The 22,973-nt window shown below is 72.1% G+C and carries 21 protein-coding genes; 9 read left to right on the forward strand and 12 right to left on the reverse strand.

The annotated features are described in order from the left end of the window. The first annotated feature begins 5 nt into the window (after window positions 1-5). The gene (locus ABZ370_RS12560) at window positions 6-1,940 is read left to right on the forward strand and encodes a cellulase family glycosylhydrolase (protein WP_358619504.1); all 1,935 of its coding nucleotides are present in this window, start codon (window positions 6-8) and stop codon (window positions 1,938-1,940) included. A gap of 8 nt (window positions 1,941-1,948) precedes the next feature. Here the strand turns inward: ABZ370_RS12560 and ABZ370_RS12565 are convergent, their stop codons facing one another. Continuing rightward, window positions 1,949-2,386, reverse strand: a complete 438-nt coding sequence (locus ABZ370_RS12565) for a VOC family protein (RefSeq protein ID WP_358619506.1) — start codon at window positions 2,384-2,386, stop codon at window positions 1,949-1,951. Between the two features lie 2 nt (window positions 2,387-2,388). Next, window positions 2,389-2,994 carry a DinB family protein gene (locus ABZ370_RS12570; RefSeq protein ID WP_358619507.1) on the reverse strand — a complete coding sequence of 202 codons (606 nt, stop codon included), beginning with the start codon at window positions 2,992-2,994 and terminating at the stop codon, window positions 2,389-2,391. Between the two features lie 61 nt (window positions 2,995-3,055). Here ABZ370_RS12570 and ABZ370_RS12575 point away from each other — a divergent pair, with 61 nt between their 5' ends. The 3 genes from ABZ370_RS12575 to bla all read left to right on the forward strand — a co-directional run bounded on the left by ABZ370_RS12575 (window position 3,056) and on the right by bla (window position 6,966). Next, window positions 3,056-4,021, forward strand: coding sequence for a YafY family protein (locus ABZ370_RS12575; protein ID WP_358619508.1), 966 nt, complete (start codon window positions 3,056-3,058; stop codon window positions 4,019-4,021). A gap of 258 nt (window positions 4,022-4,279) precedes the next feature. Next, complete coding sequence (locus ABZ370_RS12580; RefSeq protein WP_358619509.1) at window positions 4,280-5,950, forward strand: ATP-binding cassette domain-containing protein; 1,671 nt, start codon at window positions 4,280-4,282, stop codon at window positions 5,948-5,950. Window positions 5,951-6,060: 110 nt separating this feature from the next. Continuing rightward, a complete protein-coding gene (gene bla / locus ABZ370_RS12585; RefSeq protein ID WP_358619511.1) occupies window positions 6,061-6,966 on the forward strand; it encodes a class A beta-lactamase in 906 nt (301 codons plus the stop codon). Window positions 6,967-7,076: 110 nt separating this feature from the next. Here bla and ABZ370_RS12590 read toward each other — a convergent pair whose 3' ends face one another. The 3 genes from ABZ370_RS12590 to ABZ370_RS12600 all read right to left on the reverse strand — a co-directional run bounded on the left by ABZ370_RS12590 (window position 7,077) and on the right by ABZ370_RS12600 (window position 9,627). Next, the gene (locus ABZ370_RS12590) at window positions 7,077-7,952 is read right to left on the reverse strand and encodes a glycosyltransferase family 2 protein (protein WP_358619513.1); all 876 of its coding nucleotides are present in this window, start codon (window positions 7,950-7,952) and stop codon (window positions 7,077-7,079) included. 100 nt (window positions 7,953-8,052) lie between these two features. Continuing rightward, complete coding sequence (locus ABZ370_RS12595) at window positions 8,053-8,721, reverse strand: hypothetical protein (protein ID WP_358619515.1); 669 nt, start codon at window positions 8,719-8,721, stop codon at window positions 8,053-8,055. 129 nt (window positions 8,722-8,850) lie between these two features. After that, entirely contained in the window at window positions 8,851-9,627 is a 777-nt protein-coding gene (locus ABZ370_RS12600) for an SDR family oxidoreductase (protein ID WP_358619517.1), read from the reverse strand. 173 nt (window positions 9,628-9,800) lie between these two features. Here ABZ370_RS12600 and ABZ370_RS12605 point away from each other — a divergent pair, with 173 nt between their 5' ends. Next, complete coding sequence (locus ABZ370_RS12605; RefSeq protein ID WP_358619519.1) at window positions 9,801-11,423, forward strand: alkaline phosphatase D family protein; 1,623 nt, start codon at window positions 9,801-9,803, stop codon at window positions 11,421-11,423. A 40-nt stretch (window positions 11,424-11,463) separates the two neighbouring features. Here ABZ370_RS12605 and ABZ370_RS12610 read toward each other — a convergent pair whose 3' ends face one another. Beyond that, the gene (locus ABZ370_RS12610) at window positions 11,464-12,474 is read right to left on the reverse strand and encodes a Gfo/Idh/MocA family oxidoreductase (protein ID WP_358619521.1); all 1,011 of its coding nucleotides are present in this window, start codon (window positions 12,472-12,474) and stop codon (window positions 11,464-11,466) included. Between the two features lie 95 nt (window positions 12,475-12,569). Between ABZ370_RS12610 and ABZ370_RS12615 the strand changes: the two genes are divergently transcribed. Further along, window positions 12,570-13,901 (forward strand): multidrug effflux MFS transporter, encoded by a 1,332-nt coding sequence (locus ABZ370_RS12615; RefSeq protein ID WP_358619523.1) that lies wholly within the window; start codon window positions 12,570-12,572, stop codon window positions 13,899-13,901. A gap of 17 nt (window positions 13,902-13,918) precedes the next feature. Then, on the forward strand, window positions 13,919-14,944 hold the full coding sequence (locus ABZ370_RS12620; protein ID WP_358619864.1) for a serine hydrolase domain-containing protein: 1,026 nt from the start codon (window positions 13,919-13,921) through the stop codon (window positions 14,942-14,944). A gap of 1 nt (window position 14,945) precedes the next feature. Here ABZ370_RS12620 and ABZ370_RS12625 read toward each other — a convergent pair whose 3' ends face one another. Further along, window positions 14,946-15,962 (reverse strand): small ribosomal subunit Rsm22 family protein, encoded by a 1,017-nt coding sequence (locus tag ABZ370_RS12625; protein WP_358619524.1) that lies wholly within the window; start codon window positions 15,960-15,962, stop codon window positions 14,946-14,948. Between the two features lie 85 nt (window positions 15,963-16,047). Here ABZ370_RS12625 and ABZ370_RS12630 point away from each other — a divergent pair, with 85 nt between their 5' ends. Further along, complete coding sequence (locus tag ABZ370_RS12630; RefSeq protein ID WP_358619526.1) at window positions 16,048-16,683, forward strand: TetR/AcrR family transcriptional regulator; 636 nt, start codon at window positions 16,048-16,050, stop codon at window positions 16,681-16,683. Here ABZ370_RS12630 and ABZ370_RS12635 read toward each other — a convergent pair. Beyond that, the gene (locus ABZ370_RS12635) at window positions 16,670-17,569 is read right to left on the reverse strand and encodes a glycerophosphodiester phosphodiesterase (RefSeq protein ID WP_358619527.1); all 900 of its coding nucleotides are present in this window, start codon (window positions 17,567-17,569) and stop codon (window positions 16,670-16,672) included. The genes ABZ370_RS12630 and ABZ370_RS12635 overlap by 14 nt on opposite strands. Before the next feature lie 169 nt (window positions 17,570-17,738). On the opposite strand from ABZ370_RS12635, the gene ABZ370_RS12640 reads away from it, so the two are divergent. Beyond that, window positions 17,739-18,476, forward strand: coding sequence for a bifunctional DNA primase/polymerase (locus tag ABZ370_RS12640; RefSeq protein WP_358619528.1), 738 nt, complete (start codon window positions 17,739-17,741; stop codon window positions 18,474-18,476). Window positions 18,477-18,499: 23 nt separating this feature from the next. Here the strand turns inward: ABZ370_RS12640 and ABZ370_RS12645 are convergent, their stop codons facing one another. The 4 genes from ABZ370_RS12645 to efeO are packed head-to-tail and all read right to left on the reverse strand — an operon-like array spanning window position 18,500 to window position 22,763. Further along, the gene (locus ABZ370_RS12645; RefSeq protein WP_358619530.1) at window positions 18,500-19,408 is read right to left on the reverse strand and encodes a hypothetical protein; all 909 of its coding nucleotides are present in this window, start codon (window positions 19,406-19,408) and stop codon (window positions 18,500-18,502) included. Beyond that, the gene (gene efeU, locus ABZ370_RS12650; RefSeq protein ID WP_358619532.1) at window positions 19,359-20,330 is read right to left on the reverse strand and encodes an iron uptake transporter permease EfeU; all 972 of its coding nucleotides are present in this window, start codon (window positions 20,328-20,330) and stop codon (window positions 19,359-19,361) included. Before efeU ends, ABZ370_RS12645 begins: the two co-directional genes overlap by 50 nt. Before the next feature lie 40 nt (window positions 20,331-20,370). Continuing rightward, complete coding sequence (gene efeB / locus ABZ370_RS12655) at window positions 20,371-21,618, reverse strand: iron uptake transporter deferrochelatase/peroxidase subunit (protein ID WP_358619534.1); 1,248 nt, start codon at window positions 21,616-21,618, stop codon at window positions 20,371-20,373. A gap of 11 nt (window positions 21,619-21,629) precedes the next feature. Beyond that, window positions 21,630-22,763: an iron uptake system protein EfeO gene (gene efeO / locus ABZ370_RS12660; protein WP_358619536.1), complete on the reverse strand. Its 1,134-nt coding sequence runs from the start codon at window positions 22,761-22,763 to the stop codon at window positions 21,630-21,632. Window positions 22,764-22,973: the final 210 nt, after the last annotated feature.

Consider the following 22,973-nt stretch of genomic DNA (forward strand, 5'->3'; position numbering starts at 1 on the left):
AGCCCATGCGACGCCACAGCGCCCAGCTCACCCACCACCCCGCCGTTCTGCCCTGGCTCGGCGCCAACTTCTGGTCCCGCACCGGCGGGCCCCTGATGTGGCGCGACTACGACCCCAAGACGGTCCGCGAGGAGCTGGGGGTCCTGCGCGAGCACGGGCTGAACATGACCCGCTCCTTCTTCTACTGGCCCGACTTCCACCCCGAACCGCACCGGGTCGACGAGGAGTTGTGCGCGCGCTACCGCGACTTCCTCGACGCGCACTCCGAGGCGGGCATGGGGACCATCCCGACCTTCATCGTCGGCCATATGTCCGGGGAGAACTGGGACCCGGCGTGGCGCGGTGGCCGTGATCTGTACGAGGACGTGTGGATGGTCGGCCGTCAGGCGTGGTTCGTCTCGCAGATGACCCGCCGCTTCACCGGGCATCCGGCGGTCACCGGCTGGCTGATCACCAATGAGATGCCGGGCTACGGCCGTATCTACCAGGTCGATCCGCCCTCCAGTGACGTCGTGACCGCCTGGGCCCAGGCCATGTGCAACGCGGTGCGGGCGGCGGGCGGCACCCAGCCGGTCTCGCTCGGGGACGGCGCGTGGGGCATCGAGGTGACCGGCCGGGACAACGGCTTCTCGCTGCGCGACACCGCCGAGTACGTCGACTTCGTCGGCCCGCACGTCTACCGCTCCGACACCGACCGGGTGCGGCAGCACCACCGCGCCGCGTTCGAATGCGAACTGGCCGCGGTGACCGGCGCGCCCGTCGTGCTGGAGGAGTTCGGGGTGTCGACCGACACGGTGTCCGCCGCGAACGCCGCCGTGTACTACCGCCAGACGCTGCACAACTCCCTCCTCGGCGGGGCCACCGGCTGGATCGCCTGGAACAACACCGACTACGACGACCTGTGGGACCAGTCCCCGTACGACCACCACCCCTTCGAGATGCACTTCGGCATCACCGACTCCACCGGCGCGCCGAAGTCCCCGCTGCTCGAACTCCGCTCCTTCGCGGAGGTGTTGCGGCGCGTCGACCTTCCGCGGTGCCGCCGCGCGGATACGGACGCGGCGCTGGTGGTGCCCGCGTTCCTGGAACGCGACTACCCCTACAGCCGCCCCGCCGACCGGCCGCTCATCTTCACCTCGCTCCACCAGGCCTACGCCGCCGCGCGCGCCGCCGACCTGCCGGTGGCCCTCCTGCGCGAGACGGACGGCCTCGGCGATGACGCCGCGCTGTATCTGCTGCCCTCGACGCGCCAGCTGACCGCCCGCACCCGGCGCGTCCTGGAGCGGCGGGCCCGCGACGGCGCCACCGTGTATCTCTCCTTCTGCTCCGGCGAACACCCCGGCACCCGCGGACCCTGGTTCGACGGTCTGGACGCGCTGTTCGGGGTCGAGCTCCAGCTGTCGTACGGGGTGGCGGAGCCGATCGAGGACGACACCCTCGTCATGACCTTCACCGAGGACTTCGGCCCGCTGGCCGCCGGGGAGACCCTGCGGTTCCCCGTCGCGGGCAACGAGGACTCCCGCGCCTACCTCCCCGTCGTCCCCCGGGGCGCCAGGGTCGTCGCCACCGACGCCCACGGACGGCCCGCGCTCCTGGTCCACGACACCGGCCGAGGCCGCACCGTGCTGGCCACCTACCCGCTGGAGCACATGGCGGCGCGCACCGCCCACGTCAACCCCGAGCAGACCCATCGGCTGTACGAGGCCCTCGCCGACCTCGCCGGTGCGGCCCGTACGGTGACGGTCGACACCCCGTACGTCGGCGCCGATGTGCTGGTCCACGAGGACGGGCGGCGGTTCGTGTGGCTGGTCAGCCAGTCGCCGGAGCCGCTGACGGTGCGCCCGTCGGCTGATGGCCGTCTGCACGACCTCGCGACGGGCGAACCCGTCACGGAGGCCGGGCTCGACGCGTACGGCGTACGGGTCCTGGAGCTGATCTGAGCCCCCGGTCAGTCGAGGCAGAACTCGTTGCCCTCGGGGTCGGCCATCACGAGGTGGCCGGTGCCGAGCGGGGGAGCGGGCTCGTGGCGCGCCAGGCGGGTGGCGCCGTAGGAGGCGAGGCGTTCCGCCTCCGCCTCCAGGGCCGCCATCCGCGCGTCGCCCGCGAGCCCGGGGGCGGCCCGTACGTCGAGGTGCATGCGGTTCTTGGCCCGCTTGCCCTCCGGCACCCGCTGGAAGAACAGCCGCGGCCCGGCGCCCTCGGGGTCGACCAGCGCCGAGGCGTCGTTGTGCCGCTCGGGCGGCACGCCCATCGCCTCCAGGGCCTGTGCCCAGGAGTCGAAGCCCGCGGGCGCGTCCTGCACCCGGTAGGCCAGTGCCTCGGCCCAGAACGCGGCCAGCGCGGCCGGGTCGGCGCAGTCGATGGTGATCTGGATGTCACGGGCCATGGTCAGCTCGTCTCTCGTCCGGTTCGGTGGGTGTGCAGGTAGAGGTCGCGCAGCAGGCACACCTCGGACAGATGGTGGATCATCTCGCGGTTGATGTGCAGCACGAGCGCCCCCATCGGAAGGTCGCCGTACGGTCCCTCCGCCGCCCCGCAGGGGCGGGCGAGGGCCGATTCGCCGAGGGACTCGACCCCCGCCTGCCAGGTGGCGTACTCCGCGTCGAGCTGGGCCAGCGCCTCGGCAGCCGTCGCGGCGTATGCATACGACTGGTAGTCGGTGGGCGTACGGCCGAAGTGCCCGGCGTTGCGCATCGCGAGGACGCCGACGATCACATGCCCGAGGCGCCAGGCGATCGTCGGGAACGGCGGCGGGTCGGGCTCCGGCATCGCGAAGTCGATCGTCATCGTGCCGGACCCGGCCCGCACCGGGGCGGTGCCGGTGCCGCGCGGGCGCACGCTCCAGCAGTCGGGCACCGGCTCCCAGAAGTACTCGTCGTCGGTGAGCCCGGCGAGCCGGTCGCGCAGCTGATGGGTCCAGTGCCAGGCGATCTGGTCACGCAGCAGGGGGTTCCATGTCTGGTTCCGCGTCTGGTTCCACGTCTGATCGGTCATGAGGGCAGCTTGGCGCGGATAGCGGACAGCTGCGTTCCGTGATGGGTGTCAGGATGACGGCATGACCGTCGAGGGCACGACCGAACGGGTGCTGCGGCTGCTGGCGCTGCTCCAGCGCCGGGCGTCGTGGACCGCCGCCGAACTCGCCGCCGAGCTGGGCGTCACCGACCGCTCGGTGCGCCGCGACGTGGAGCGGCTGCGCACGCTCGGCTACCCCGTCCACGCGACGGCGGGCGTCGGCGGCGGCTACCAGCTCGGCGCGGGCACCCGGCTGCCGCCGCTGCTCTTCGACGACGAGGAGGCCATCGCGACCGCGGTGTCCCTGCGGCTGGCGTCCGGCGGCACGGTCGCCGGGGCGGGCGAGGCGGCGCTGCGGGCGCTCGCCAAGCTCGACCAGGTGATGCCGCCCCGGCTGCGCGCCGAGGTCCGGGCGGTGCACGGCGCCACCGAGACCCTGGTCGGCCCCGGCGTCGAGATCGACGCCGAGCTGCTGGTGACCCTCGCGCGGGCCTGCCGCGACGCCGTACGGGTGCGCTTCCGGTACGCCGCCCGCGGCTCCACCGAGCGCGAGCGCACGGTCGAGCCGGTACGGATGGTCACCACCGGCCGCCGCTGGTACCTGATGGCCTGGGACACCGACCGCGACGACTGGCGCACCTTCCGGCTGGACCGCATGCGCGACGTGACGGCGACGACCTGGCGCTTCCGCCCGAGGGAGCACCCCGACCCGGTCGCCTATGTGCAGCAGTCCGTCACCGGCGCGCCGTACCGCTACGTCGCCCGGGTACGGCTGTACGCCCCGCCCGACCGCGTCCGCGAGCTGGTCCCGCCCCAGGTGGGCCGCGTCGAGGACGACCACGACGGCTGGTGCCTGCTCACAGCGGGCGGCGACGACCTGGACTGGCTCGCCGCCCACGTGGCCCGCCTGCCCTTCGAAGCGGAGATCCTGGACCCCCCGGAGCTACGCGAAACCGCCACCCGCCTGGCCCACCGCCTCGCCACGATGGCGGGTCCCGGGCGCCCCTGACAGCGCCCCTGACAGCGCTCCTCGAAAAATGGCGGTGCCGCCGCGAGGTGGCTGGGCTATCGTGACCGCGTCCTGTTGTCTCCGATAGAGGTGGACGTTGCGCATCTGAGGTTCGCGATCACCGCGTGGTACGGCGTTGCCGTACGCGTGTGGCGACCTCGGTGCATGAGCCGTCCCTCACTCCGACAGGGCTTGGCCGCCGCGTGGTGCTCGCATACGACGCCCCCATCCGACGCGCTGACGACTGCGAGAATCACCATGCCCGATACCACCACGCCCGGCGCCGCCGTGACCTGCTCCGACCTGTCCTTCCAGTGGCCCGACGGCACGGCACTCCTCGACGGGATGTCCCTCAGCGTCGGCCGGGGCCGTACCGGGCTGGTCGGCGCCAACGGCACCGGGAAATCCACCCTGTTGCGGCTGTTGGCCGGTCAGCTGCGGCCCACCCGCGGGTCGGTGACCATCGGCGGCAGCCTCGCCTATCTGCCGCAGAACATCACCCTCGACACCGCACTCCGCGTCGACCGGGCGCTGGGCATCGCCGAGCGGCGGGCCGCGCTGCGGGCCATCGAGGCCGGGGACGTGCGCACGGAACACTTCGACGCGGTCGGCGACGACTGGGACGTCGAGGAACGGGCGTTGGCGACCTTGGGCTCGCTCGGGCTCGGCGGCCTCGGACTGGACCGCACCGTGGGCGAGATGTCCGGCGGGGAGACCGTGCTGCTGCGGCTGGCGGCGCTGCTGCTGGAGCGCCCCGATGTGCTGCTGCTCGACGAGCCGACGAACAACCTCGACCTGTTCGCGCGCCGCAGGCTCTACGAGGCCGTCGACTCCTGGCGCTCCGGAGTGCTGATCGTCGTCAGCCACGACCGTGACCTGCTGGAGCGGGTGGACCGCATCGCCGAGCTGCGGTCCGGGGAGGTCGGCTGGTACGGGGGCGGCTGGTCCGCGTACCAGGAGGCGCTGACCGTCCAGCAGGAGGCGGCCGGACGGGCGCTGCGGGCCGCCGACGCGGACGTCCGCAGGCAGCGGCGCGAACTGGAGGACACCCAGATCAAGGTGGCCCGCCGGGAGCGGCACAGCAAGAAGATGGACGCCCAGCGGCGGGCCCCGCGCATCGTCGCGGGCGAACGCAAGCGCTCCGCCCAGGAGTCGGCGGCGGGGCTGCGCGGACTGCACGAGGACCGGCTGCGGGAGGCGCGCGAGCGGCGCGAGGAGGCCGCCGAGGCGGTCCGCGAGGACGCCGAGATCCGGGTGGACCTGCCCCACACCGCCGTCCCCGCGGGCCGCACCGTGCTGAGCCTGAGCGCGCTGCGCCCCCGCTTCGGCCGGTTGCGCGGCGCCGACCTTCAGGTGCACGGCCCCGAACGCGTCGCTCTGGTCGGCCGCAACGGGTCGGGGAAGACGACACTTCTGCGCACCCTGGCCGGGGAGCTGGCCCCGCTGTCCGGCGAGGCCAGGGCGTTCGTACCGCTGCGATTCCTGCCGCAGCGCCTGGACGTGCTGGACGACGCCCTGAGCGTCGCGGCGAACGTGTCCCGCCGGGCGCCCGGCGTCACCGACAACCACATCCGATCCCAGCTCGCCCGGTTTCTGTTCAAGGGGGCGCGCGCCGAACAGCCCGCGGGCACCCTCTCCGGCGGGGAGCGCTTCCGGGCCGCCCTCGCGGCCACCATGCTCGCCGCCCCGGCCCCGCAGCTGCTGATGCTGGACGAGCCCACCAACAACCTCGACCTGGCCAGCGTGCGCCAGCTGACCGGCGCGCTCGCGTCGTACCGGGGCGCGCTGCTGATCGCCGGTCACGACCTGCCGTTCCTCGCGTCGGTCGGCATCACCCGCTGGCTGCTCGTCGGCGAGGAGCTGCGGGAGACGTCCGCCGAGGAGGTGGGCGCGCTGCTGGAGGAGCCGGAGCCCGAAGAGCCCGCGTAACGAGGGCAAAACCCCCCGGCCGCGGTCGCATTCGACAGGGCGGTGAGCCGGGGGCTTCACTGACGGCGTGCGATCCCGGAACAACTTCACACCACGAAGAGAGGACGCCCGTGCACCTCACCACACCCGCTCCGTCCCGCAGACGAGCGCTGGCCCTGGGCGCCGGTACGGCTCTGGCCGCCCTGGTGGCCGTACCGGGCACTGCCCACGCGGCGGACATCACCGGGCAACTGCGCGCCCTTGAGGAGGAGTACGCGGCCAGGCTGGGCGTGTTCGCGTTCGACCCGGCCACCGGGGCGACGGTGTCCTACCGCGCCGAGGAGCGCTTCCCGATCTGCTCCGTCTTCAAGGCGCTCGCCGCGGCGGCGGTGCTGCGCGACCTCGACCGCGACGGCGAATTCCTCGCCCGGCGCGTCCACTACACCGAGGACTTCGTCCGGAAGGCGGGCTACGCCCCGGTCACGGGTAAGCCGGAGAACATCGCGGGCGGGCTGACCGTCGAGCAGCTGTGCGCCGCCGCCGTCGGCGAGAGCGACAACGCCGCCGCGAACCTCCTGCTCCGCGACCTGGGCGGCCCGACGGCCATCACCCGCTTCTGCCGTTCCCTCGGCGACGCGACGACCCGGCTCGACCGCTGGGAGCCGGAGCTGAACTCGGCCGAGCCCTGGCGGGAGACGGACACCACCAGCCCCGGTGCCATCGGGAAGACGTTCGCGCGCCTCGTCCTCGGCCGTGCGCTCACCGGCGAGGACCGCACACGGCTGACCGGCTGGCTGGTGGCGAACACCACCAACGTCGAACGGTTCCGCGAGGGGTTGCCCGCCGACTGGATTCTGGCGGACAAGACGGGCGGCGGCACCCAGTACGGGGTCGCCAACGACGTGGGCGTCGTCTGGCCCCCCAAGCGCACCCCGCTGGTGCTGTCGGTGCTCTCGACCAAGTACGACCCTCAGGGCCCGACGGACAACCCCCTGGTGGCCAGGGCCGCCGCCCTGGTGGCCGACGCGCTGGTCTGAGTACGGCCGGACGCGCTGGCCCGAGTAGGGCCGGACGCTCGTCCGAGTAGGGCCAAACGCTCGTCCGAGTACGGCCGGACGTGCTCGGACGAGCAAGGCCATACGCCGGGTCAGATCACCGGCGGGCGGCCCAGCCTCGTCATCCGCCACACCGTGCGCCACCGCATGGGCCGCCGGGTGCCGCACGGGGTGCGGACGCCCTCCAGGAAGCCGCCCGCCCAGGCCCGCAGCCCGTCCAGGGCGCGGGTGCGGGCCAGGGTGAGGAGGGTCCACGTACCGAGGTAGACGGGGACCAGGGGCAGCGGAAGGTGGCGGCGGGCGAGCCAGACGCGGTTGCGGGCGGTCATCCGGTAGTAGACCGCGTGCCGGGCGGGGGAGGTGCGGGGGTGCTGGAGCAGCAGTTCGGGGGAGTAGAGCACCTTCCACCCGGCGTCGAGCGCCCGCCACGCGAGGTCGGTCTCCTCGTGGGTGAAGAAGAACTCGTCCGGCCAGCCGCCGACCTGGTCCAGCATCGGTACGGCCAGGGCGTGTCCGCCGCCGAGGAACGTGGTCACCTCGCCGCCGCGCATCGGGTCGCCCGCCCGGAGCCGGGGGACGTGGCGGCGCTGGGTCTCGCCGGTCTCGTCGGCGATGCGGAAGCTGACGATGCCCAGCCGCGGATCGTCCGCGTACAGGTCGCGCACCGTACGGAACACATCGGCGTCGACGAGCAGTCCGTCGTCGTCGAGGTCGATCACGACATCGACGTCACCGAAGTCGCGCAGCCGCTGCCAGGCGACGTTGCGGCCGCCGGAGACGCCGAGGTTCTCCGCCAGCTCGACCGGGGTGACGCCGTCCGGCAGCTCGGGGAGCGGGGAGCCGTTGCCCACGACGACGATACGGGCGGGCGGTACGTCCTGTTTCGCGACCGACTCCAGCAGGGCGGCCACCTCTCTGGGCCGATTGCCCATGGTCAGGATGGCGACGCCCAGGCGTGGTCCGGTCACGGGGGAACTCCAGAGGTTGGTTACGGTGTGGTGATCGTAACCAGTCGCCGAAGCGTCCTGTCGAAGCACGGCGCATGTTCATCGACATACGCAAAAGCGGTCATTCGTCGAGCGCGGAGAGCGCATTCTTCGCGGCGCTGATCGCTCCGTCGCGTATCACCTTGGACGAGGGGGCCTTGTGGCTCTCGAAGTCGCCGCCGTTGTAGGTGGCGACTATGGTCGCGTTGTCCTTGCGGACGGTCACCACCGCCTCGCGCACCTGCTGGTCGTCGTCGCTGGTGAGCTTGTCGCTCACGGTCGCCTTGTCGCCGAGCCCTGACACCGCGTCGCCGGAGCCCCCGGGCGCCCGGCCGGTGACGTCGAAGCTGATGTCCAGCCAGCGGTAGTCGAAGCCCTCCAGCGCGTGCCAGGAGCAGCCCGAACGGCGGGAGAGGTCGCTGCTCTTCATCGCGTCGCCGCTGGTCTTCGCGCCCGGCACCAGCTTCTTGACCGCGGCGTCCGGGATCGCGCCGCAGGCGTCGTTCGGCGGCTCGGAGTAGCGCCCCGCCGTACTCGCGCCGCTCCCTCCGCCCCCTCCGCCGCCCCCGTCCGGGGTGAGCCCGGCCCCGCCCCCGGTCGGACCGGCGGACGGCGGCGGGGAGGCGTCGGCGGCCTGCGGGCGGGTGTCGTCCGAGTCGCCGGAGCCGGAGGTGGTCATGGCCACGCCTGCGACGGCGAGGACGGCGACGGGCAGGAGCCGGGCGACCAGAGTGAGCGGGAGAGAACGCAATGCGGTCTTCTTCGATCGTGGGGCGGTCAGATCTGCGAGCGGGGCTGATCTATTGGGGTGAATTTCCGCTCGGTCACAGTATTAGATCAAGCCGGGGGTTATCTACGATCGGTGATGACCCATCGCCCGTCAGCCGCGACCGATGTACGGCATCGCCGTCGCCAGTACCGTCGCGAACTGCACGTTCGCCTCCAGGGGCAGCGAAGCCATATGCCGCACGGTACGTGCCACATCCGCCACGTCCATCACCGGCTCGGCGACCACCTGCCCGTTCGCCTGGGGTACACCGGTCTGCATCTGCCCGGTCATCTCCGTCCCCGCGTTGCCGATGTCGATCTGCCCGCAGGCGATGGAGTACCCCCGCCCGTCCAGCGACAGCGACTTGGTGAGCCCGGTCAGAGCGTGCTTGGTCGCCGTGTACGCGACGCTGTGCGGCCGCGGAGCATGGGCGGAAATCGAGCCATTATTGATGATCCGTCCGCCCTGCGGCTCCTGATCACGCATCAGCCGGAAGGCGCCCTGCGCGCACAGGAACGCACCCGTCAGATTGGTGTCCACGACCGCCTGCCAGTCCTCGTGGCTCAGATCTTCCACCGGCACTCCGCGGGGGCCGAAGCTGCCCGCGTTGTTGAACAGCAGATCGAGCCGTCCGAAGCGCTGCCGGACGGCCGCGAACAGCGCGTCCACCCGCTCGGGCCTGCTCACATCCGTCGGCACGGCGAGGAGCGAGGGGCCGTCGCCCGCCCGCCGCGCCGTCTCCGCCAGGGACTCCTCGCGGCGCCCCGCGAGCACCACCGACCAGCCCGACTCGTGGAGTTCGAGCGCCACCGCCCGGCCGATCCCGGAGCCCGCGCCCGTCACCACGGCGACCTTCGACACCACCGGTACACCTTCGCTTCCGTTCATGGGGCGGCAGCGTACGCCAGGCCACATCCCAGCGTGCGCAGGGTGTATGGCGCCAAACGTCCTATCCGGAAACGGACCTCACCCAGCCGACATGTGTGCGTTGTGTATAGGCAAGCGTGCGGCCTCCCCCCGACACTCCAATTCCTCTGACGCCACGAGCCAGGGGAGAGCACATGGCACACGCCGCACATCAGCAGGCGATACGAGCCGCGGCAGCACACCTGGGCCGCCGCCGCTTCCTCACCGTCACCGGAGCAGCCGCCGCACTGGCCTTCTCCACCAACCTGCCCAGCGCCCAGGCCGCGCAGGTACGTACGGACGCGCTCACCGAAGACCCCTTCACGCTCGGCGTGGCATCGGGCGATCCACTGCCCGACGCCGTCGTGCTGTGGACCAGACTCGCGCCCCGCGCCTACGAACCGGGCAACGGACTGCCCGAGGAGGGCGCCGTCCGCGTCGAGTGGGAGATCGCCCGTGACGAGCGCTTCGCGCGCGTCGCCCGGCGCGGCACCGCGACCGCCCACGCCGAGTTCAACTACACCGTGCACGTGGACGCCAAGGGCCTCGACCCCGACCGCGTCTACTGGTACCGCTTCCGGGCGGGCAAGTGGACCAGCACTGTCGGCCGCACCCGCACGGCCCCATCCCACGGTGCCCGGGTCCGTGACGTCCGGTTCGGCCTGGTGTCCTGCCAGGCGTACCACGACGGCTACTTCACGGCCCTGAAGCACCTCGCCGCCGAGGACCTGGACGCCGTCTTCCACGTCGGCGACTACCAGTACGAGTACGCCGTCAGCGCCGTCGGCGGCGCCCGCAACTACACCGACCGCACCCTCCCGGCGCACTTCAACACCGAGACCATGACGCTCGGGGACTACCGGCTGCGCTACGCCCTCTACAAGACCGACCCGGACCTCCAGGCCGCCCACGCCGCCTTCCCCTGGTTCGTCACCTGGGACGACCACGAGACCGAGAACAACTACGCGGGCGACGTCGACGACAACAACGATCCGCCCGAGGAGTTCCTGATCCGCCGGGCCGCCGCGTACCGCGCGTACTGGGAGAACATGCCGCTGCGCATGCCGCAGCAGCCCGACGGCCCCGACATGCGGCTCTACCGGCGCTTCCACTACGGCCGGCTCGCCCAGTTCGACATCCTCGACACCCGCCAGTACCGCTCCGACCAGGCTTACGGCGACGGCTGGCAGTACCCCGGACCCGAGTCCGAGGACCCGTCCCGCACGCTCACCGGCGCCACCCAGGAGCGCTGGCTCCTGGACGGCTTCCAGCGCTCCACCGCCACCTGGAACGTCCTCCCGCAGCAGGTCACCTTCTCGCAGCGGAAGAACACCACCGCCGACCGCTCCAAGCTCTCCATGGACGCCTGGGACGGCTACCCCGCCTCGCGCGACCGCGTCCTGGCCGGTGTCGAGCAGGCGGGCCTGGAGAACTTCGTCGTCCTGACCGGCGACGTCCACGTCCACTACGCGCTCGACATCAAGAAGGACTTCAACGACTCCTCGTCCAAGACCCTGGGCGTCGAGTTCGTCGGCACGTCGATCACCAGCGGCAAGGACGGTGCCGACAAACCGGCCAACTGGTCCACGATGACGACCGCCAACCCGCACATGAAGTTCTACAACGGGCGGCGCGGCTATGTGACGGTCACCCTGGACGGCCACCAGGCGCGGGCCGACTACAAGACGGTCTCCGCGGTCACGACCCCGGGCGCACCGCTCACCACGGCGGCGTCGTTCATCACCGAAGCCGGAAACCCCGGCCTCCAGCAGGCCTGACCGATAAAGGCCCGCGGCACCCCCAACGGGCGCCGCGGGCTCAGCCGTCGCCGGGCAACTCGCCGGGGTAGCGGACGCCTATGGCCGAGCGGGCCGTGTCCAGGGTGCGCATGACCGCCAGGGTGCCTGACAGGGGGACGAGGGGGGACTCGCGTTCGCCCGCTCGCAGGCAGCGCATCACCTCCGCCGCCTCGCGCTGGTAGGAGCGCAGGCCGTCCGCCGCCGTGAACTCCTCGGGGGCGCGGCCCGGTCGGTGGAGTACGAAGTGGTCGGGATGGAAGAAGCCGCGGGGGAACTCGATACGGCCCGCCGTGCCCGTCACCGACGCCGTCCTCGGGGTGTCGGCGGTGAGCGAACAGCTCAGGAGGGCTATCGCGCCGCTGTCCCAGCCCAGCAGCAGTCCCGTGTTCAGGTCGACGCCCTCGGGCGACAGCTCGGCGTGGGCCCGGACGGTCGACGGTTCGCCCAGCAGGAGCTGTGCGAAGGACACCGGGTACACGCCGAGGTCGAGGAGTGCGCCGCCGCCCTGGGCCGGGTCGCGCAGGCGGTGGGCGGGGTCGAAGGGGCCCTGGAGGCCGAAGTCGGCGTGCACCGCGCGGATCTCGCCGATCGCGCCGTCGTGGACGAGGCCGGTCATGCGCCGGACGACCGGATCGCAGTACGTCCACATCGCCTCCATCAGGAAGCGGTCGTGGGTCCGGGCGAGGCCGATCAGCTCGTTCGCCTCGCGCGCGTTCAGGGTGAACGCCTTCTCGCACAGCACCGCCCGGCCCGCCTCCAGGCACAGACCGGCCGCGGCGCGGTGGTCGGCGTGCGGGGTAGCGACGTATATCACGTCGAGTTCGTCATCGGCGGCCAGCTCGGCCCGGCTAGCGTAGGAGCGGGGTATTCCGAATCGTTCGGCGAACCGTTTCGCCGCCTCCGGGCTGCGCGAGCCCACCGCCATGACCTGCGCGTCTGGCATGTCCAGCAGATCTGCCGTGAAGGACGCGGCGATCCCGCCGGTCGCCAGGATGCCCCACCGTACGCGCTCGGACTCCGGTCCGGACATCCCTGCCACCCTCGATCTCTTGGCCTGATCGGTCCTGAGCACACCGATTCTGCTGAGAGCATAGAGAACGATTCAACGACTCATGGAAGGTCAGCATGCAGCAGCCCGGCCTCACGGCCGCCGCTCCCGACCGGGCCCACAGACCCGAACCCTCTTCTTCTCCCTCCTCCGCCGCCGCGCCCCAGGTCACCGCTCCACTGACCGCGCAGCGCCGTACGAGCCTCCTCGTCACCTTCGTCCTCGGCGGGCTCACCGCTCTCCCCGCCCTCTCGATGGACATGTACCTGCCGGCCCTGCCGGCGGTCACCGACGCGCTCCACAGCACCGCCGCGACGGCCCAGCTCACCCTGACCGCCTGCCTGCTGGGCATGGCGCTCGGCCAGCTCGTCGTCGGCCCGATGAGTGACAAGTGGGGCCGTCGCCGCCCCCTCCTCATCGGCATGGTGATCTACGTCATCGCCACCGCCATCTGCGCGTTCGCGCCCTCCGCCGAGCTGCTCATCGGCTTCCGGCTGCTCCAGGGGCTCGCCGGGTCGGCCGGGATCGTGATCGCCCGCGCCGTCGTCCGCGATCTGTACGACGGCATCGCGATGGCCCGCTTCTTCTCCACCCTGATGCTGATCTCCGGTGTCGCGCCCATCGCCGCGCCCGTCATCGGCGGCCAGATCCTGCGCTTCACGGACTGGCGCGGGGTCTTCCTCGTCCTCACCGTGGTCGGCTCGCTGCTCACGTTCGTCGTCTGGCGCTTCCTGCGCGAGACCCTGCCGCCGGAGCGCCGCCACGACGGCGGGCTCGGCGAGACGCTCCGTACGGTGCGGGGGCTGCTCGGCGACCGCGTCTTCACCGGCTACACGCTCGCGGGCAGCTTCGCCTTCGCGGCCCTCTTCGCCTATGTCTCCGGTTCGTCGTTCGTCGTCCAGGAGATCTACGGCGCCTCGCCGCAGACGTTCAGCCTGCTCTTCGGGCTCAACTCGATCGGCCTCATCGGCATGGGCCAGGTCAACGGCCGCATCCTCGTCGGCCGCGTCAGCATGGACAAGGTGCTGGCCGTGGGGCTGATGGTGATCACCGTCGCGGCGACCGCGCTGCTGGCGCTGTCCGCCGGGGTCTTCGGCGAGGTCGGGTTGGTGCCGGTCGCGGCCTGCCTGTTCGTGCTGATGTCCTCGATGGGCCTGGTCATGCCCAACACCAACGCGCAGGCGCTGATGCGCACCCCGCACGCCGCCGGTTCCGCGTCCGCGCTGCTCGGCACCTCCACCTTCCTGCTCGGGGCCATCGCCTCGCCGCTGGTGGGGATCGCGGGCGAGACCACGGCCGTGCCGATGGCCGTCGTCCAGCTGGTGTGCGCGCTGGCCGCCATGGGCTGCTTCATGGGACTCTGCCGCCCGTGGCAGCGACGCACGAAGCAGAGCGTGACGGTGGCCTGACCCGGCTTCTGCGCACCGTGGAGGCGCTCCCCGAGGGGGAGCGCCCCTGGTGCGCGGGCGCCGTGGTGGCCGCCGGGACCGGCGCCGGGCCCCTGGCGGAGGGCGCCTTCGGCTGGGCGGTGCGGTATGCCGCGTACGACCGTGAGCTGCCGCCCGGGCAACGGGTCCCGATGCGCGCCGATACGGTCTTCGACCTCGCCTCGCTGACGAAGCTGTTCACCGCGATCGTGGCGGTGGCCTCGCTGGAGCGCGGGGAGCTCGCACTGGACGCCCCGGTCGCCTCGTACGCCCCCGAATGCACCGCCGCCGCCGACCACGGCATCACGGTGCGCCAGTTGCTCACCCACCGCTCGGGGCTGGTCCCGGAGCTGCCGCTGTACGACTGCGACGGGGACGAGGCGCGCTGGGCGCGGCTGTACGCGGAGCCGCCCGGCGCCCCGCCCGGCACCGTCCGCCGCTACTCCGACCTCAACCTGCTGCTGCTCCAGCGCGTGCTGGAGCGGGTGACCGGCCGCCCGCTGGACGGCCTCGTCCACGACCGGATCACCGGCCCGCTGGCCATGGCGTCCACCCGCTTCCGCCCGCCCGCGAGCTGGCTGCCGCGCATCGCCGCGACCGAGGACCAGCGGCGCCCCTGGGGCAAGCTCGACCGGGGCATGCTGCGGGGCGTGGTGCACGACGAGAACGCGTACGCGCTCGGCGGCGTCGCGGGCCACGCCGGGCTCTTCTCGGCCGCCGCCGATCTGGCCGTGCTGTGCCGCACGCTGCTCGCGGGCGGCGGGCCGGTGCTCTCACCCGCCTCCGTGGACCTGATGCTGACGGCCCCGGGGCTGGGCTTCGAGGTCGACCAGCCGTGGTTCATGGGCGAGTTGGCGGGCGGCGGCGCGGCCGGGCACACCGGGTTCACGGGCACCAGCCTGGTGCTGGACCGGTCCCGGGACCGCTATCTGATCCTGCTGGCCAACACGGTCCACCCGCGCCGCCGCCCCGGCGACAGTTCACCTCGCGCGGCGGCGGCCACGGCTCTGGCCCGCGTCCTCTAGCTCACTGCTCGGGCGGCGGCCAGGTGTCGCCCCACGCCGTGTCGCGGGCGGCGCGGTAGAGGGGGCCGTGGCGCTTGGTGAGGGTGCGGCGGGTGAGGCCCTCGTCGGGGGTGCACAGATCCAGCAGCACCTGGCCCTTGCGGGTCTGGGGGTGGCGGGTGACGCGCGAGGCGCCGACCGCCTCACCGGAGGCCGGGAAGCGGGTCGCCGCGACGTACGCGAACTTCTCGTCCTCGTACCCCAGCGAGCCCCCCTTCACCTGGCGGTGCAGCGACGAACGGCTCACCCGGGCCGCGAAGTGGCACCAGTCGGCGCCCGGTTCGATGGGGCACGCGGCGCTGTGCGGGCACGGGGCCAGGATCTGGAAGCCCCCCGATACGAGCTGGTCGCGGGCCTCGCGGATGCGCAGATAGCCGTCCGGGGTGCCGGGTTCGACGAGGACCACCGCCTGGGCGGTCCGGGCCGCCTCGCCGACGACCGCGCGGCGGTCGGGCGGGGTGAGTTCGCCCAGCACGTAGGAGACGGTGACCAGGTCCGTCGCGTCGGGGAGGGCGAGGTCGGAGGAGAGCGACCGGCGCTGCCAGCGGGCTTCGCGCAGCGGGGTGGCGGGGGAGCGCCCGGCCAGTTCGCGGCCGAGGGCGAGGGCGGGTTCGGCCCAGTCCATGACGGTGGTGCTGTGCGCCCCGTCCGGCCAGGCGGCGGCCACGGCCCAGCTCGCCGCGCCGGTCCCGCCGCCGATGTCGAGGTGCGAGGCGGGGGTCCACTCGGGGGCGCGCTCGCGCAGCGCGTCGAGGGCGGCGTGCACCGCCTCGAAGGTCGCGGGCATCCGGTACGCGGCGTACGCGGCGACGTCGGAGCGGTCGCGCAGCACGGGAGTGTCGGTCGGGGTGCGGCCCCGGTAGTTGGCGATCAACCGGTCGACCGCCTGGGCCGCTTGGCGGGGCGGCAGTCCGTCGAGGAGCCCGGCGAGCGCGGTGCGCAGCGTCTCGGCGGTGGGGGCGGCGTGCGGGGCGTGCATTCCGTTGATTCTACGGGGTGAGAGGCGGGCGAGTGGCAGGAGACGATGCGTATCGTCTAGTCGAGGCCTTCGCTACATTGGCCACATGGCCGGAAAATCAACTCCCAACGCGACCCGCCGCAGTGAACGTTCGCACCGCGCGATCCTCGATGCCGCGCTCGAACTCGTCGCCGAGGTGGGTTATCCCAAACTCACGATCGAGGCCATCGCCGCCCGGGCCGGGGTCGGCAAGCAGACGATCTACCGCTGGTGGCCCTCCAGGGGGGCCGTCCTGCTGGACGCGTTCGTCGCGCTCGGCGAGCGGGCCGCGCGGGAGGCACAGGAGGCGGGGGAGCCGGGAGACGGCGACCCGTACGCGTTCCCCGATACCGGCGACCTGGCGGCCGACCTCAAGCTCGTGCTGCGCGCGACGGTGGACGAGCTGCGGTCGCCCACGTACGACCTGCCCTACCGGGCACTGGCCGCCGAGGGCATCGTCAACCCGGAGATCGCCGCGGAGTTCGTGAGCCGGGTCATGGAGCCGTCGGTCCAGCTCTACGTCGAGCGGCTGCGCGCCGCCCAGCGGGCCGGACAGGTCGCGGCGGACCTCGATCCGCGGATCGCCCTGGAGCTGGTGACCGGCCCGGTCACCGCCCGCTGGCTGCTGCGGACGCTGCCGCTCTCCCACGCGTACGCGGACGCCGTGGTCGACATGGCGCTGCGCGGCCTCAGCCCCCGCTGAGCCGCGCCCGCACCGGGGTGGTGATCATCAGGCTCGGCGCGTCCGTGATGATCCCGTCGCACCCCAGCCGCACCATCCGGTCGCGCTGACCCGGGGTGTTGACGGTGTGCGCCCACACATGGGGTATGCCGGAGGCGACGGCCCGCCGGATGTCCGCGTCCCGGGCCCGGTAGTCGACGTCCAGCAGGTCCACGATCCCGCGCCAGTCGGCGGGCCGGTCGTGGCGCATCTGCCGGGCGGACCGCCACAGCTGGGCCAGCAGCCCCATCCGGTGGGCCTCGCGGGCCACGTCCGGGTGGTTGGAATTCACGTAGACCGAGCGGGTCAGGCCCCGGTCGCGGATCATGCGGGCCAGCCGGTCCAGCCCGGCCGGGTCCTTCGTCTCGACCATGAGCGTGGTGCGGCCGCCGAGCCGGTCCAGCGCCTCGGCCACCGTCGGCGGCCGCTCGGGCTTCCAGGCGCCGCGCAGGGCGGGGGCGGGGCGGAGACGTACGGTGCGCCACTGGGCCGCGGTGAGGGCGTTCACGGGCCCGGCCTGGGACGTCGTACGGTCCAGCGTCGCGTCATGCATCACGACGAGCGTGCCGTCGTGCAGGGTGCGGATGTCGAAGTCGACGACCTGGGCGTCCTTGCGGGTCAGGGCGGTGGTGAGCCCGGCCATGCTGTTCTCGGGCACTTCGAGGGCGCCGCCACGGTGGGCCGTGTAGATGATCCGCGGGAGCGCGGGGACGGCGGCGGGCTGATCGCCGAGGCCCGCGTCGAGGTCCGGGTCGTGACCCGCGTCGAGGTGCCGTTCCGGCGGGCGGGCGGTGGGGTGGGCCAGGAGGGCCGCTGGTATGGAAAGGGTGAGCACCGCCACACCGGTCAGAAAATACCTGGTGATCATAAAGGGAACGCTAGGGGTGCTCGTTCGCTTATGTCCTGATATCGGCACCCGGTCGTGGGTCCCGGCATCACCCCGGATGCGGACACCGGTCACCTCGGGAGCAGGATGGTGGCAGCATTGATCGGGTACCGGCGGTACCGCCGGTCGCGGCGGTGAAGCGAGGCGATAGATGGAACGCATGAGCAGGTTCACCCAGTGGCTGCGCCGGCCGAGAAGCGCGACGGGCGGCGATAGCGGCTCGGGAGCGGTCGCCGCGAGCGCCCGCGAGGACCTGCTCCTGGCCGCGGCCGCCGCGGGATACCCGCTCGCGCCCGCCGCGTACCCCTCCGGCTACGGCTGTTCCTGCGACCGCATCGGCTGTCCGACCCCCGCCCGGCACCCCGTCTCCTTCGCCTGGTCGACGCAGGCGTCGGCCGACCCGGACAAGGTCGCCCACTGGCTGCGCGCCGACCCGCAGGCCAACTTCATCACCGCCACCGGCCATGTCCACGATGTGCTCGACGTACCCGTCGACGCGGGGCGGCAGGCCCTGGAGCGGCTGGGGGCCGCGGAGGTCGAGGTGGGGCCGGTCGTGACGAGCGGCGGGGACCTGCGGCAGGGGCGGATGCTGTTCTTCACGACGACGCGCGGCACCCCGGACGACGAGGACGAGTGGTGGCCGTGCGAGCTGGACTGCCACCCCGAGACGATGGACGAGCATCCGGGGCTGCGGTGGCACTGCCGGGGCAGCTACGTACTCGTGCCGCCCGCCCGGCTGCCGGGGGATGGGCGGGTGGCGTGGCTCCTCGGGCCGGAGCGGCCGCTGCCCGATCCGCTGACGCTGCTGGAGGCGCTGACCGACGCGTGCCGCCTGGCCGCGGTGGAGGACGACGAGCATGAGTCGGCCGCCTGGCCGATAGGGAGGTAAGCACGGGGCCCCGGGCCCCGCGCTCACTCGCCCTTCGCTCCTGTGACGCCTTCGAGGCGGTTCAGGAAGACGACCTTCGGGTCGGCCGCGTCCTTCGCGGGGACGCGGACGGCCGACTCGGCGACCCGGGTCAGCGTCACCGCCCGCTTCGCCTCGCCCGTCATCAGCGCCTTGACCTGCGCGTCCGGGTTGGGCCGGAACCCCTTCGCCATGGTCTGCTTCTGCCGGTGGTGCGAGGTGAAGAAGACCATCGCGCCGCCGTCCTTCGTCCGCAGGCCCACCGGGGCCTCGGAGCCGCCGCCGGACGCCGGGGAGTCGATGTACTGCGTCCAGAACTTCGGCGTCTTGTTGAACTTGCTCCGCGAGTCCCGCATCCCCGACGTCGCCGAACCGTCCGCGAACGTCTCGCCCTTGCCCGTCATCAGGTAGTCGGTGTAGTCGCCGCTCAGCTTGTCCGGCCGGACGGCGAGCCGGGGCGACGGGCCCGCGGCCTTGACCGGCTTGGCCCAGCCGTCCTTGTCGGTCGCGAAGGCCGGTACCTCGTCCTGGCTGAGGATCGACAGATACGCGGCCTTCCACGGCTGATCGGCGCCCTCCCGGGTGAAGACCACCAGCCACCGGTTGGCGTCCCGGTTGCTGTCGGTGTCCGCCACGAAGAACTTCGGCCACCCGATCTGCCGGGGGATGTGGAAGTTCGCGTCGGACAGCTTCAGCGCCGGGTAGTTCGGGTTGCCCTGCGGGGAGTTGGCGTGCTGCGCCTTCAGGTCGGCCGTGGTGATCGCCTCCAGCGGGCCGGTCTCCACCTGGCTCGCCATCGACGGGTCCAGCTCCTGGTACGCCTTGTTGTACGTGCTGGTGAAGTCGCGGAGCGCCTCGGCGGCCTCAGCCTTGTCCACCGACGGTATGTTCTCCCGCTCGCCGTGCACCGTCATGCAGCCGGTCAGTGTCATCCCCAGCGCCAGCACCGCCGCTGCGGTCGGAAGGACGGACGGCCGACGGGGTGACCTGCGTGTCATGGGGCTGCGGCTCCTTCGGGGCTGCGTGGGACGGCGCCACCCTACCCGGGGCGAAGAAGAAGGTCAGCGTGGGGACCAGATACAGCAGCCACACTGTGACCTGGAGCCATGTGGGGTCCGGCTGGAAGTTGAAGACGCCCTTGAGCAGGGTGCCGTACCAGGTGTCCGGCGCGATAGTGGCGCTGATGTCGAACGCCTGGGAGTGCAGCCCCGGAAGCCAGTTCGCCTCCTGGAGGTCGTGGAAGCCGTACGCGAGGACTCCCGCGGCCACCACGACCAGCATGCCACCCGTCCAGGTGAAGAACTTCGCCAGGTTGATCCGCACCGCGCCGCGGTAGAACAGCCAGCCCAGCAGGACCGCGGTGAGCAGCCCCAGGGCCACCCCGATCAGCGGGTCCGCCGAGCCGTCGTTGCTCGCCCGTACCGCCGCCCACACGAACAGCGCGGTCTCCAGGCCCTCCCGGCCCACCGCCAGGAACGCCGTGGCCACCAGCGCGCCGGTGCCCATGGCGAGCGCCGCGTCCAGCCGTCCGTGCAGCTCGTGCCGGAGATGGCGGGCGGTGCGCCGCATCCAGAACACCATCCACGTCACCAGGCCGACCGCGAGGACGGACAGCGAACCGCCCAGCGCCTCCTGCGCCTCGAACGTCAGCTCCTGGGATCCGAACTCCAGTGCCGCGCCGAACGACAGGGCCAGCACGATCGCCGCGCCGATGCCCAGCCACACCGGCCGCAGCGCGTCCCGGCGATCCGTCTTGACCAGATAGGCGACCAGAATGCACACGATCAGGCTCGCTTCGAGCCCTTCGCGCAGACCGATCAGATAGTTGCCGAACACAGGGTTCGCCTCTCTCTCGTCCTGAAGTGCACTTGGGAGATCAGGTGAACAGCGCCCTGCCCCACCAGTCGTCCGCGTCCCGGACGCCCGGCGGGATGGCGAACAGCGCCGAACCCACGTGCTGGATGTACTCGTTGAGCGCGTCGGAGCGCGCCAGCCGCCGCTGCAGCGGTACGAAGCCCTCGCGCACGTCGTGCTGGTACGCGAGGAAGAACAGCCCCGCGTCCAGCCGCCCCAGACCGTCCGTACCGTCGGTGAAGGAGTAGCCGCGGCGCAGGACGCGGATGCCGCCGTTGGAGTCCGGGTGGGCGAGGCGGACATGGGCGTCGGGCAGCATCGCCTTCAGGTTGGGCGTATCGCGCTCGTGCTGCTTGCCGTACGGCGCGCCCTCGCCCTTGTCCCGCCCGAACACGTCCTCCTGCTCCTTGAGGGAGGTGCGGTCCCAGGTCTCGATGTGCATGCGGATGCGGCGCGCCACCAGGTACGAGCCGCCCGCCAGCCAGGCCGGGCCCGCCTTCTCGCTCACCCATACGTGCTTCGTCAGCGCGGCGGCGTCGGTGCCGGGGATGTTCCGGGTGCCGTCCTTGAAGCCCATCATGTTGCGCGGCGTCTGGGCGTCGGGGGTGGTCGAGGACGTCTTGCCGAAGCCCAGCTGCGACCAGCGGACGGCGACCTTGCCCATGCCGATGCGGGCCAGGTTGCGGATCGCGTGCACGGCCACCTGCGGGTCGTCGGCGCACGCCTGGACGCACAGATCGCCGTCGCTGCGGGCCGCGTCGAGGTCGTCGCCGGGGAAGGCGGGCAGGTCGGCCAGTGCCTCGGGGCGGCGCCCCGCGAGCCCGAACCGGTCCTTCCCCTTCTTGTCCCGGAAGAGGGTGGGCCCGACGCCGAAGGTGAGGGTCAGCCGGGACGGTTTGAGGCCCAGCGCCTCGCCGGTGTCGTCCGGCGGCGCCTCGACGAGGTCGCCGACCGCGCCGTCGCCGACCGACTGCCCCCGCGTCATCCGGGCCGCCGCCTTCGTCCACTCCTTGAGCAGGGCGATCAGCTCGGCGCGGTCGTCGGTGGTGACGTCGAACGCCGCGAAGTGCAGCCGGTCCTGGACGGCGGTGGCGATGCCCGCCTGGTGGGCCCCGTGGAAGGGGACGGCGCCGCCGCCGTCGTCCACAGGGTCGGTGGAGTCGTCGCCGCTCAGCGCGGCGGCGGTGCCTCCGGCGGCCGCGGCGCCGAGCGCGAGCCCGGCACCGCCCCAGCCGATGAGGGCGCGGCGCGAGGGGGATGCGTCGGTCATGAAACCGTCCCTCACTTCGAGACGACGGCGGCGGCGAGCTTGGACAGCGGTTCGGCCAGCGCGTTGACCCCGTCCGACAGCTCCTTGCGCTTGGTCTCCGAGACGGTGTCGTACGAGACGAAGCCGTCGCCCTCGCGGTACTCGTCCAGCTGCTTCATCACCGCGGCGAACTGCTTGTCCAGCTCCTTGGCCAGCGCGGGGTCGTTCTTGGACGCCACGGGCTTGAGCAGTTGGTACGAGGTCCGGGCGCCCTCGACGTTGCCCTCGAAGTCCACCAGGTCGGTGTGGCTGTAGCGCTCTTCCTCGCCGGTGACCTTGCCGGTCTGCACCTCGTCCAGCAGCTCCTTGGCGCCGTTCGCCATGCCGGTGGGGGTGATCTCGGCCGTGCCGACCCGCTTCTGCCAGTCCTTGAGGTCCTTGATCAGCTGGTCGGCGAGGTCATGGTCGGCCTTGGTGATCTTCTTCGTCTGCCACAGCGACTTCTCCAGCCGGTGCCAGCCGGTCCACTTCTGCCCCTTCTCCAGCCCGTCCGCGCGCACATCGACCTTCGGGTCGATGTCACCGAACGACTCGGCGACCGGCTCGGTGCGCTCCCAGCCGACGCGGGAGGGCGCGTACGCCTTCTTGGCGGCCGCCAGGTCGTCCTTCTTGACCGCGTCGGCGAACGCCTGCGCCTTCGGCAGCGTCTCGTCGGCCTGCGCTTGCGCGTACGCCCGGTACGCGGCCACCGCCTTGTCCAGCCGCGGGTCCCGCTCGGCCGCCTTGCCCTTCCCGGTCGCGGACACCTTCTGCCGGATGCCGTGGCCCTTCATCCCGGGCTTGCAGGCGATCTCGTACGAACCCGCCTTCACCTCGGCGTTGACCACGGCCTTGGTGCCCGGCCCGATGTTCTCCCGCTCGGTGACGATCCGGTCGCCGGGGGCGTAGACGTACACCTCGGTGGTCTTGGAGCCCTTGTTCTCCACGGCGAGCTTCACATGCCCGGCCGGGAACGAGGTTTTCGAGACCTCGCACGCGCTGTCCGACGCCGTGACCTGGACGGCGTCGGACCCCTTGCCGTCGGACTTCTCGGCACAGCCGGCGACGGCGGTGAGCGTCGTCAGCGCCGATATGGCGGCGACGACGGAGGTGCGGGCGGCTCGCATGCGGGCTCCAGACGGGATGCAGACAGGACTCAGAAAGTAAGGCGCGCCTAACTTAACTGAGCCTTGCCTGTGTGGCGCCTGAGTAAGTCCAAGGATCTGCTTGCACATGGCAAATTCTCGGCCAAGTGGCCGATATGCGTTATGGGGATGTTATGGAGGCGTGTCCCGGCGTGCGGTGGCCCCGTCCCCTTGTGGCATCACGTGGCATCA

The organism is Streptomyces sp. NPDC005962 (assembly GCF_040629205.1).
Taxonomy (GTDB): domain Bacteria; phylum Actinomycetota; class Actinomycetes; order Streptomycetales; family Streptomycetaceae; genus Streptomyces.